General features: G+C 62.9%; 10 protein-coding genes and 1 riboswitch. Of the genes, 3 read left to right on the forward strand and 7 right to left on the reverse strand.

The features are described from left to right. The 5 genes from ACJWXQ_RS11735 to ACJWXQ_RS11755 all read right to left on the reverse strand — a co-directional run. Positions 1 to 556: hypothetical protein (locus tag ACJWXQ_RS11735; protein WP_406672869.1), on the reverse strand; the 556-nt coding region annotated here is incomplete at its 3' end. A 2-nt stretch (positions 557 to 558) separates the two neighbouring features. After that, positions 559 to 1,008 (reverse strand): FKBP-type peptidyl-prolyl cis-trans isomerase, encoded by a 450-nt coding sequence (locus tag ACJWXQ_RS11740; protein ID WP_406672870.1) that lies wholly within the window; start codon positions 1,006 to 1,008, stop codon positions 559 to 561. A gap of 264 nt (positions 1,009 to 1,272) precedes the next feature. Continuing rightward, on the reverse strand, positions 1,273 to 2,565 hold the full coding sequence (locus tag ACJWXQ_RS11745; RefSeq protein ID WP_406672871.1) for a TonB family protein: 1,293 nt from the start codon (positions 2,563 to 2,565) through the stop codon (positions 1,273 to 1,275). Beyond that, entirely contained in the window at positions 2,562 to 2,924 is a 363-nt protein-coding gene (locus tag ACJWXQ_RS11750; RefSeq protein WP_346051983.1) for a BlaI/MecI/CopY family transcriptional regulator, read from the reverse strand. Before ACJWXQ_RS11750 ends, ACJWXQ_RS11745 begins: the two co-directional genes overlap by 4 nt. Positions 2,925 to 2,994: 70 nt before the next feature. Then, complete coding sequence (locus ACJWXQ_RS11755; RefSeq protein ID WP_406672872.1) at positions 2,995 to 3,483, reverse strand: DUF6491 family protein; 489 nt, start codon at positions 3,481 to 3,483, stop codon at positions 2,995 to 2,997. 114 nt (positions 3,484 to 3,597) lie between these two features. On the opposite strand from ACJWXQ_RS11755, the gene ACJWXQ_RS11760 reads away from it, so the two are divergent. After that, positions 3,598 to 5,325 (forward strand): amidohydrolase, encoded by a 1,728-nt coding sequence (locus ACJWXQ_RS11760; protein ID WP_406672873.1) that lies wholly within the window; start codon positions 3,598 to 3,600, stop codon positions 5,323 to 5,325. A 79-nt stretch (positions 5,326 to 5,404) separates the two neighbouring features. Here ACJWXQ_RS11760 and ACJWXQ_RS11765 read toward each other — a convergent pair whose 3' ends face one another. After that, a complete protein-coding gene (locus ACJWXQ_RS11765) occupies positions 5,405 to 5,827 on the reverse strand; it encodes a DUF2784 domain-containing protein (protein WP_346051986.1) in 423 nt (140 codons plus the stop codon). A gap of 80 nt (positions 5,828 to 5,907) precedes the next feature. Between ACJWXQ_RS11765 and ACJWXQ_RS11770 the strand changes: the two genes are divergently transcribed. Continuing rightward, positions 5,908 to 6,627, forward strand: coding sequence for a lipopolysaccharide kinase InaA family protein (locus ACJWXQ_RS11770; RefSeq protein WP_406672874.1), 720 nt, complete (start codon positions 5,908 to 5,910; stop codon positions 6,625 to 6,627). A gap of 260 nt (positions 6,628 to 6,887) precedes the next feature. On the opposite strand, the gene thiC is transcribed toward ACJWXQ_RS11770, so the two are convergent. Continuing rightward, on the reverse strand, positions 6,888 to 8,768 hold the full coding sequence (gene thiC / locus ACJWXQ_RS11775; RefSeq protein WP_346051988.1) for a phosphomethylpyrimidine synthase ThiC: 1,881 nt from the start codon (positions 8,766 to 8,768) through the stop codon (positions 6,888 to 6,890). Positions 8,769 to 8,847: 79 nt separating this feature from the next. Beyond that, positions 8,848 to 8,958, reverse strand: a riboswitch (TPP riboswitch). Positions 8,959 to 9,118: 160 nt separating this feature from the next. Between thiC and ACJWXQ_RS11780 the strand changes: the two genes are divergently transcribed. Then, the coding region (locus tag ACJWXQ_RS11780) for a hypothetical protein (RefSeq protein WP_406672875.1) at positions 9,119 to 11,294 on the forward strand (2,176 nt) is incomplete at its 3' end.

Genomic DNA, 11,294 nt, shown 5'->3' on the forward strand with positions numbered 1-11,294 from the left:
CATAGGGGCCTTCGGCATCCACATAGTGGAGAAACAATTGCACCCAGACATCGCCGTGGAACGGCTCTCGCCAGTGGGAAAGCGCAGCACCGCGGTAGACCATCAGATCGCCGGGCTCCATGCTCACCGCGCTGGGCCCGTCGGGGCCTTCAATCCAGATCGGCCAGTCGCCTGCCCCAGGCCCCTTGCCGACATGCATGGTGACGCTGAATTCGCAGGAGGGTCGGTCCCGGTGGGGCCGGAGCTGGGAACCGGCCTGGTAGATTCGGAGAAAGGAGTAGCAGGGCTCCAGCCGGCGGCCGGTAATTTCAGAGACCAGGGGCGTCAACTGGGCAAGAATCGCCTCGCCGAAAGCATCGGCATAGCGGCCTCGCGCCTGATAGGCCGGCTCCGGCATCCAGTAATCGTCTCGCTGCATCAATGCCGACTGGGCATACAGCATGGCGGCATTGCGACCGATGACCTGCCGCGCCAGCACATAACCGCGCTCCCGAAACCCGCCCCGCAGGGCCTGTATCCGGTCACGCTCCGCTGCTTGTCGGGCTTCAACGCTCATGCTCAATCCGACTGGTCGTGAATCTCAATGAGCTCCACGTCGAAAACCAGCATGCCTTTGGGGGCATCGGGACGGTCGGGCCGCTTATCGTAAGCCAGCTCCCCCGGAATCCAGAAGCGTCGCTTCTCCCCTTCGGTCATGAGCTGAAGCCCCTCGACCCAGCCCTCAATCAACTGCCCCAGGGGAAAGGTGTTGGGCTCGCCGCGGACCACGGAACTGTCGAACATTTCCCCATCGGTCTGCCAGCCGCTGTAATGGACCGTGATCTGGTCCTCCGGCCGAGGATGACGATCACCCTCTCCCTCGGAAAGAACAATCCAGGCCAGACCGGAGTCGGATTGCTCCGCTTCCGGGGGTGGCCCCTCGACGTTCTCCGGCACCGGCGGAACGTCACCGTTATCCGCGCCGTGCTCGGCACAGGCAATCAGGCCCATCAGAGCCAGAACAAGCATCGATAATCCAAGACAGCGCATTGTGATACCTCACCACTCGAGGGAGCTGAATCAGTCCCGGCGTACCCGGGTGACTTCATCAAAGTCTTCCCTGAGAAGACCAGTCCGATTGAAGGTCACAATATACCTTCATGCGGGTTTCAGAAGAAATCCCTCTTATTGGCTTGCGGTGAAAGGGTGGGGAGGTGGGAGTAGAAAGGGGGGGGAATCGCGAATGAATCCGCCACGGGAGCGAATTCATCCGCGATCCAGGCTGGGGCGGATTCAGTCCTCGTCGAGACGGAAGTGCATCGTCTGGCGCACCCGCCCCGGCCGACGCTCACCGTCTGCGCTACGCAAGGGGGAGACCCGCCATTGACTCAAGGCCTCGCGGGCCGCTTCCTCGAAGACCCCCTGGGGTTCGGCCTCCACCACCTGGATATCCACCAACTGCGATGACTGAACGTCCTCGATGTCCGGACGGACCGTGGCCTCCAGCACCACATAACCCTCAATGCCCTGGATCACCGCCTCTCTGGGGTAAGTGGGTGACACCATGACGATCGGTCGGAGTGACCCGGGGTCGTCCTTTTCGGGGTCCACCTCACTCAGAACCACCAACCCCTCGGAGTCACTGGCCAGAGAATCGTCACTGTCGGTTCCGGCGATCACCATCCCGGACAGAAACACCGTGGCAAACACAATCGAAAGACCGAGCGGCCAGGGCAGGCGCCCTCCTTTGCTATCCGCAATCATCATGATTCTCTCCCTCAATGAACCGCGTGACATCCAGCCAAAACCCAGTTGGTGCGGCTCAAGACCACTGGAGGCACAAAGCAGGCGGGCGTAATGGACCCGGTCGCGATCGGGAATCAGGGCCAGGGCTGATTCATCCGCAGCCAGTTCCTGGTCCCGGCGAATCCGGAACCAGACCAGATGAACCAGGGGATGGAACCAGAACAAGGCCCGTGACAGCAGCAACACGCCATTCCAGAGGCTATCGCCGTGGCGCAGGTGGGCCATTTCATGGGCCACCGCCAGGTGCAGATGGGCCCTCAGCTCCGGCGAGATGCGGCTGGGCAGGTACAGGCGGGGATAGAGAACCCCAAGCAGCATGGGCCCCTCGCAGTGACGGCTGCGACGCACCGGCAGCCAACCGGGGACACCGGCTTCACGCAGGATGGTCATCAACTCCGGGGACACTCCGCCTTCCCGACCACGGCGCAGGGCCAGCTCAAATCGACCCTGGCGCCAGAGCAGGAATGCGGCCATCAAAAGCGCGCCGATTGCCCAGATCAGGAGTAGCGCAGGCAGCAGCATGCCCGCAGCCGCTGCGGACTCTCCGCTGGCGGGCCCGGCGGCAGAGCCCGGTGACACGGTGACGGCGGGGAGACTGACCGTGAATGTGGACGGCCACTGCGGCAGGGGCAGCACGGCCGGCAAAAGCAGCAACCAGGCCGCGTAGGCGGTCCGGGCATTGCAGTAATGACGAAGAAGCCGTGACAGGAGCCAGGCCAAAGGGATCAGCCAGCCAAGATGGATGACCGACTGCAGCAACCAATCAGTAAGCATGCTCATGAATCCATCTCCTCAAGCAGGGCGAGAATCTCCCGACGGTCTTGCTCGGAAATGGATTCATTACTGGCAAAGGCCGACACCAGGGGGGCCAGGCGGCCATCACAATGCTTGCCAATCAGCTCCCCGGTCTGCTGTCGAAGCCATTCCTCTCGGGCCAGACAGGGCCAATAGTGATACTGACGCCCTGCCTTCTCCCGGCGCACCGCACCCTTGCGGTGCAGCCGGTCGAGCAAGGTGCGGATCGTCTTCGGACTCCAGTCCTCATGGGCGGAAACCGCTTCCACCACTTCTCCGGAACCCAGAGGCTGGGCCGCCCACAGGGCCTCCATGACGCGGACTTCGGCATCGCTGATTTTCATATGACGTGGACCACAGTTGTAAGCCTACCTTTAAGACTACAACCGTAATCCACAATGTCAAGCCCTGGAATCAGCGTCGCAGAAACCGGTCCTGCACGCCCATGTCTTCCAGCTCCTTGACCAGAGCGTCCCGATCGATGGGAAAGAGGCGGGTGATTCGACAGCGCTGATCGCCGATCCGTATCCGATCTCCCTGTGAGAGCAGGTTTCGGCTTCGCTGCTCGATTATCAGGCGCTGTCCCCCGGGATAATTACCCACCCTGCCATGCAGGTCCCCCGGTCGTTGACCGAGGGGACTGGGTCCGCGAAAGGCCTCGTCACAACCCACGGCCAACTCCAACAAATAGTAATTGCCCCGCCGATTGCGCACGGCGATATGCGTTCCACCCAGGGGCTTCCAGGCATCGACCCGGGAAAAGGTCGTACTGCTGCTGCTTGAACCGGCGTGGGCCTTGTACGCCTCATTGATCCGCTCTCGCTCCGAGCGCTCACCAGTGCTCGCACAGCCCCCAAGAACCAGCAATACCGATAACAGCAGAAAAACCCATCGCTTTCTCATAACCTGCCCCTCCTCAAAAATTGACAAGCCACCTTGCTCGGCCCGGCAAAGCCACTACACTCCCCGGAGACCCCGAATCATCACCGAGTCTAGCGGAATCACAAGGAGAGTCGCATGCGGGATTCCAATGTTTTGACCTCGATCAGCCTGGCCTTGTTCGCCAGCCTGCTGATGGCCTGCGAAGCAGATCCAGAGTTGGCAGGGGAAGATCGACCGACTGCAGACCTGGTGATCCATGGCGCGCCGGTGTGGTCGGCGGACAGGGAGGGCGATGCCGACGCGGTGGCGGTCCGTGGTGACAGGATTCTTGCGGTGGGTGAGCACCAGGACCTGGCGGCGCATATCGGCCCTGATACCCGCGTGATCGAAGTCAATGGCGGCCGCATTGTCCCGGGTTTCATTGACAACCACACCCACTTCAACCGCGCCGGTGAACTGCTGCTCGGTATCAATCTGCTTGCCGTTTCCGATGACACTGCCTTCCGCCAAGAGTTGACCGAAGCTCACCGGCGGATGCCCGCGGATAGCTGGATCACCGGCGGCCTGTGGGGCGCCTACGAGGCCTGGGAGCACGGTGACGGACAGGGCGATGGTGAACCACCGGCCGATGCCTACAATCCCGACGGCGAAACCCTGGAAGCGGTTGTCGATGACCGCCCGGTGCTGCTTTGGAACTGGGACGAAAGCCTCTGGCTGGCCAGCCGCGCAGCTCTGGAGCACGCCAGTTTTGACTGCGAGACGGAAGGCGTGGAATGCCGCAATGGCGAACCCAGCGGTCGCCTGTCACCCGCAGCCGGCGAGACTCTGCGGGACAAGGTGCCCGAGAAGCCTTTCGAGCAGCGACTGGCCGAAGCCGAAGTGGCCCTGGAGCGGCTGCGTGAACAGGGGGTGACCACCATCCACGACATCACCACCCCGGAACAGCTCAAGGTCTTTCAGCACCTGCACCGCGAGGATCGGCTCACCACCCGCGTCTACGCCCGCCCTACCCTGGATCGCTGGGAGGCCCTGGCGGAAGTCGGCATCACCCACGGCTTCGGTGATCCCATGTTGCAGATTGGCGGTCTCAAGGGCTTTGTGGACGGCATCATGGGCAATTCCACCGCGCGCTTCCATGAGCCCTATGAACATATCGATTCTCGCGGCCAATGGCGGGACATGATGTACCCCGAGGGCAATATGCTGGAACTGCTCAAGGCTGCTGATGCCGCCGGGCAGTGGCCACAGGTCCATGCCATCGGTGACGAGGCCATCGACCATCTTCTGGATCTCTATGAAAAGATGATCGAAGCCAATGGCCCCGCCGACCGGCGTCTGCGGGTGATTCATACCCAGGTCCTGCGTGATGCCGATGTGGCCGAACGCATGGCCGAAATGAATCTGATCGCGGAGATGCAGCCCTTCCACGCCATCGACGACATGCGCTGGATGGAGGAACGCATCGCGGATCGATCGCGCTGGGCCTACGCCTTCCGCACCCTTGATGAGGCCGGCGTCATGCTCAGCTTCGGCAGCGACTGGCCCGGCACCAACGCCTCCTGGTATCCGGCCAATCCCATGCAGGGCATCTATGCGGCAGTGGTTCGAAAAACCCTGGATGGCGAGCCCGAGGGCGGCTGGTACCCCGAGGAGCGCATTGACCTGGAAACCGCGCTCAAGGCCTACACCGCCAACAATGCCTACGCCGAGGGGAATGAGAATCTCAAGGGACGGCTTGAGCCCGGCATGCTCGCGGATATCGTGGTGCTGGAAGAAGACCCTTTCGCCGTGGATGAGATGGCGCTCAAGGACATCGACATTAGACTCACCGTCGTCAATGGTGAAATCGTATTTGAGCGCTAGGAATCAAATGTCGCTGGATCCCGGGTCGCTTTCAAGCGCTCCCGGGACCCAGCGACCAGATCGGATGACAGGACCGGGGCTAGCGCCGCTTGGGCGAGCGTGGAGGAATCCACCACCAGGTCAGGGCCACCAGAAAGGCGAAGCCGGTGTACATCAGCAGAAATACCCATGCGGGCAGGTCGTAGTAGATGAGCTGGCCGAGCCAGAACTCGACAAAGCCCCGGTCATGCGGCGACTGGCCAGCCGCGCGCCGTAATTCATGCTCCCACACGGTGAGAGGACAGAGCTCGCCAAGCCAGGCCTGCACGGCCACATAGACCACCAGCAGCAGGTGGCAGATCCGCACCCAGAATCCCCGTACCCAGCGCCAGCCCAATAGTCCACCGACCATGATCAGCAACTGGCCCAGCACCGCGAACAGGACGATGCCGGCATGGATCAGCAGAACCACATCGGCCCACAGGCCCGGCGCGGGGATGGACTGGTATATGTCAGCGTTCATGGCCCTTCCTCCTCCAGCGAGCGCAATTTGCCGCACCGCTGGTATCATTCAGCCTACCATCCAGACAGCGGAGTCCGGGCTTGAGAAGAAAACTGCTGATCGAAAAGCAATGGCAGGACCTGGAAGGCCTGGACTCACTGCTGCGGGAGCTCCCGGATATCCCCGAGTCCCGGATCACTCACCGGCTCAAGGACAAGGCCATGAGTCTGGTGGCGCGCCTGCGACTGGGCGACCAGGAGATGGTGGCCAAACGCTACCGCTGTGCCACGCCCATGAAGCGCTGGACCCGGGCCGTTCGCCGCTCCAAGGCCTGGCGTTCCTGGTGGGCCTGTGGCCGACTGGCCGAGTTGGGGATTCCCGCCATGGAGCGAGTCATCTGCTTCGAGCACCGGGTCGGCCCGCTGCAATTCGACCCGGTCTTTATCGGCACCTGGGTTTCGGGCCCCAATATGATCGAGCACCTCACCGCCGAGCACATGGACGAGGCCCGGGTACTCGCCGATGCCCGCGAAATCATCGCCCGGGTAGGCCGCATCCATGCCGCGGGGCTGGCCCATGGGGATCTCAACTGGACCAACATTCGTTTTTCCGAGCGGGGTCCGACCTTTGTGGACCTGGATGACACACGCGCCTACCGCCCGGGACCGCGCCGGGACTATCGCATGACGCGGGACTGGCGTGTGCTGATCTACAACTGGCGGGATCGGCCGGAGATGGCCGAACTCTTCCGCGAACTCGTCCGCGAGCACCTGGGCGATGCCGCCTATGAGCGCGTCATGGCACGGCCTTTTCGGAGCTGAGGATCGGTGGGGGAGTGGCTTCGAGTTGGCTAGGACCCTGCGATGTCGGTGACGGGGGGCGTTCCGGCTTCGGTCCTGGTGCTATCCGGAGGCTTTTAATCGCGAATAAATTCGCTCCTACGGTGCCATTAGCGTATGCCGATGCCGCCGTAGGAGCGGATTTATCCGCGATTTCAACGGCCGGAATCGAAGCCAACCATACTTGGCAAAAAATACCCGACTGAACCGCCAACAAAGTCAGCGGTCCAGCCGGAGATCAATCAGGCCTTGCGATACAAGTCGCCGCCGGTCTCCCGGAACTCCTCGGCTTTCTCCTTCATGCCCTCTTCCAGAGCCTGTTCGGCATCATTGAGACCCTTCTCGTCCGCGTACTCACGGACTTCCTGACTGATGCGCATGGAGCAGAACTTCGGCCCGCACATGGAACAGAAATGGGCCACCTTGGCCGAGTCCTTGGGCAGGGTCTCGTCGTGGTATTCCCGGGCCTTTTCCGGATCCAGGCCGAGATTGAACTGATCCTCCCAGCGGAACTCGAAACGCGCCTTGGACAGGGCATTGTCCCGAATCTGGGCGCCGGGATGGCCCTTGGCCAGATCCGCTGCATGGGCCGCGATACGATAGGTAATGATGCCCTCGCGCACGTCCTCTCGATTGGGCAGCCCCAGATGCTCCTTGGGGGTGACGTAGCAGAGCATGGCCGTGCCGTACCAGCCGATCATGGCCGCGCCGATCCCCGAGGTGATGTGGTCGTAACCGGGGGCAATATCGGTGGTCAGCGGGCCCAGGGTGTAGAAAGGCGCTTCGCCGCAGTGCTCCAGCTGCTTGTCCATGTTTTCCTTGATCAACTGCATGGGCACATGGCCGGGGCCCTCGATCATCACCTGGCAATCACGCTCCCAGGCGATCTGGGTCAGCTCACCCAGGGTTTCCAGCTCGGCAAACTGGGCCTCGTCATTGGCATCCTCGATGGAGCCCGGCCGCAGGCCATCGCCCAGGGAGAAGGCCACGTCATAGGCCTTCATGATTTCGCAGATTTCCTCGAAGTGCTCGTAGAGGAAACTTTCCCGGTGATGAGCCAGGCACCACTTCGCCATGATCGAGCCGCCGCGGGAAACAATGCCGGTGCGGCGCTTGGCGGTCATGGGCACATAGGGCAGACGTACGCCCGCGTGGATGGTGAAGTAGTCCACGCCCTGCTCGGCCTGCTCGATCAGGGTGTCACGGAATATCTCCCAGGTCAGGGCCTCGGCCTCGCCGTTGACCTTCTCCAGGGCCTGATAGATGGGCACGGTACCCACCGGCACTGGCGAATTGCGGATGATCCACTCGCGGGTTTCGTGGATGTTCTTGCCGGTGGACAGATCCATGATGGTGTCCCCGCCCCAGCGGGCCGACCAGACCATCTTCTCCACTTCCTCGGCAATCGACGAAGTCACCGCCGAGGTGCCCATGTTGGCGTTGATCTTGACCAGGAAATTGCGGCCGATGGCCATGGGCTCGGATTCGGGGTGATTGATGTTGTTGGGGATGATCGCCCGGCCGCGGGCCACTTCGTCCCGAACGAACTCAGGCGTGATCTCGGCCGGAATGGCGGCGCCGAAGGACTGGCCCGGATGCTGATGGCCCAGATTGGAATCGGCCAGCTCCGCCCGCTTCATGTTCTCGCGAATGGCCACGAACTCCATCTCGGGGGTAATGATGCCCTTCTTGGCGTAATGCATCTGGCTGACATTATGGCCGGGCTTGGCGCGCAACGGTTTGCGCCGGTTGTCGAAGCGCAGTCCGTCCAGGCGCTCGTCCTCCAGCCGCTTTCGCCCGTATTCAGAGGTGGGCCCGGACAGCTCCTCGGTGTCACCGCGCTCGGCAATCCAGGCCGCGCGCAGGGCCGGCAGGCCACGGGTGAGGTCGATCTCGGCCTCCGGGTCGGTGTAGGGCCCAGAGGTGTCATAGATGTAGATGTCGGGATTGGATTCGACACCGAACAGGGCCGGGGTCTCATGCTGGCTCACCGCCCGCATGGGCACCCGAATGTCTTCCCGGCTGCCGGTGACATAGACCTTGCGGGAGCCCGGGAAGGGCCGCGTGGATTCTTCCTTGAGTTCGGCGGTGCGGAGTTTGAGATCTTTCGGTATGGCGCTCATGGTTCGGACCTCCAGTGGTCTTGCCGATGGAGATCCGGGCGAGGCTCAGAAATGGCGGGTAGTCCCCGATCCGCCAATGCGGGCGAATCGCTCCATTCCCTGCGCCGGCATGACCCGGATCAGGTTCGTGGGGTTTCCGCGCATTCCAGCGGTCTCTCAGCCCCTTGTCGGGACACCCCCATGGACGGGCGCCAGAGTGGCATCAGCCGGCCCCGGAATCAAGTCAGACAGGTCACTTGCCGGCGGTCGGGCTGCCATCGCTCCAGACGCTTTTTCGTGAACCAGGTCACAGCATCGCCGGTCCTCCCCGCGTAGGGTTTTCAGCCCCATTGCAATCGCCGGAGTACACCATGCATTTCGATGCGCCACAGAATCTGTTGTCACGAATCCGCCTCTGTCTTGTGATCCTGCTGCTCTCGTTGGCCGTTAGCCTGGCTGCCTGTGGCGGCAGTTCCAGCAGCGATAGCGATGACGGCGGTGACAGCCCCGGCAATGGTGACAATGGCGATGACGGGGATGACGGCGATGACGATGACGACGGCGATGACGATGATGATGCCGTCAGCAGTCACGAGCTCGCCGTCACTGTGGAAGGCTTGGCGCCGGGACAACAGTTGGTGCTCCGCGAAGGCGATCAGGAAATCGTGCTGAGCGAGAACGATACCCCGGTGGCCTTCCCGGAACCCATTGAGGCGGGAACGGCCTTCTCGGTCGAGCGAGTGGAATCCCCGGACGAACAGGCCTGCGACCTGCCGGGGGCCGATGGCGAGATGCCCGAAGAGGACCTGACCCTGGAAGCCCTGTGCCATGATGCGCCGGCGATTTTCAGTGCTCACACCCGTCGGGGCGAGATCCTGCTGGATTGGGCCGACGGCAGCGCCTTTGCCGATGCCGACCAGGTCGATGTCTTCTGGGAGTCTCAGGACGATGCCGGCCTTGGGGATCAGGCAAACAATGTCAGCCCACCCTTTGCCATCGACGGCCTGACCATCGGCCATGACTGGACGGTGGGCGTACGGGCACATTACGGCAACGCCAGCGTGGCAACCCGAGTCGATCGGCGGGTAGCCGAGCTCGGCTTTGCGGGCCCGGTCCACGTCCTCAGAAGCCTTGCCGATGGGGGGTTGCTGATCGGTGGCGAGTTTGCCGGCACGGGGCTGGTCAGCGGTGCCGTAGCAAGAATGGATCAAAGGGATGCGGCCCTGCAGCCCTTCCCCGAAATCACAGGCGAGATCCAGACCCTGGCCGTCGGCCCGGACGGGGACGTTTTCCTCGGCGGCGACATGCGCCTGCCCAGCGGGGAGACGGCCTACCTCATCAGGGTCACGGCCGACGGCAATCTGGATAAGGACTGGGCCCCGGCAGCCGATGCCCCGGTCCGGCACCTGGAGTGGCTGGATGAGGACCTGGTGGTGGCCGGCGAATTTCAAGGCCTTGATGGGGATAACGCCCATGCCTACCTCAGTGTCCTGGACAGCGATGGCAACCCCCTGCCCCAGTGGGCCAATACCAGCCCCGGCGGCCCGGTAAGCACCACCACCGTTTTTGCTGACCACCTGGTGGCCGGCGGTGAATTCCAGGGTGAACCGGCCGGTGATTTCCTGGCCGCCTGGACCCTGGAGGGGGAAGCGGCGGATATTGCCGCCGCCGACGGGCCAGTAGAGACGTTGGCGAGCTGGGGCGAGCGGCTCATGGTTGGCGGCTTTTTCTCCGCCATCGACGGCAGCGACCGGGATTATCTCGCCGCCCTGAATACTTCCCTGGAGCTGGATGACTGGTCGGTGGAGGTGCGCGGCCCGAATAGCGACGATTATGAGGGCCTCCCCCCCCTGCCGGCGGTGCGCAGCCTGGCAGTGCATGACGATGACCTGATTGTCGGCGGCAGCTTCGGTGAGATCGCTGGGGAAACCCGCCGCAATCTGGCCCGAATCAACTCCGAAGGAGAAACGCAGGCCTGGAATCCGGCGCCCGATCACATCGTTGATCACATCCTGGCCCACGAAGGCGACCTGATTGTCGGGGGGAATTTCCGCGACATCGGCCGACTGGACCGGCCACTGCCCACGGATCATTACCGGGTGGCTCACCTCGCCCGGCTGTCGTCAGACGATCTCGACGACGACGGCCGCCCCCTGGTTCGAGAGGATTTCGCCCTCGGGGCCGACGGGGCGGTGCTGGCCGCGGCGGTGGCTGATGACAGCCTGGTTCTTGCCGGCCGCATGAGCAGCATCAGCTACTGGCTGGATGGAGCCAGCGGCATCACCGTGCTGGACGGCCAAGGACGACTGAAGACCGACCTGAATCACTTTCTGGGCGGCGGCGGTGTTCGCGATATCCGGGTTGATGAGGACTGGGCCTGGGTGGTCGGCGATTTCGAACGCTTCAGCCACCCGGCGATTTCCCAGACCCGGCAGTTCGCGGTCCGCCTGGATCACGAGTTTGAACCGGACCCGGACTGGCGTATTCCCCGACCCAGTGAAGGCGGCCTGCTCAGCACTGACCACAGCGACAGCCATCTGATCCTGG

It is taken from the genome of Natronospira sp. (assembly GCF_007134575.1).
Lineage (GTDB): Bacteria > Pseudomonadota > Gammaproteobacteria > Natronospirales > Natronospiraceae > Natronospira > Natronospira elongata.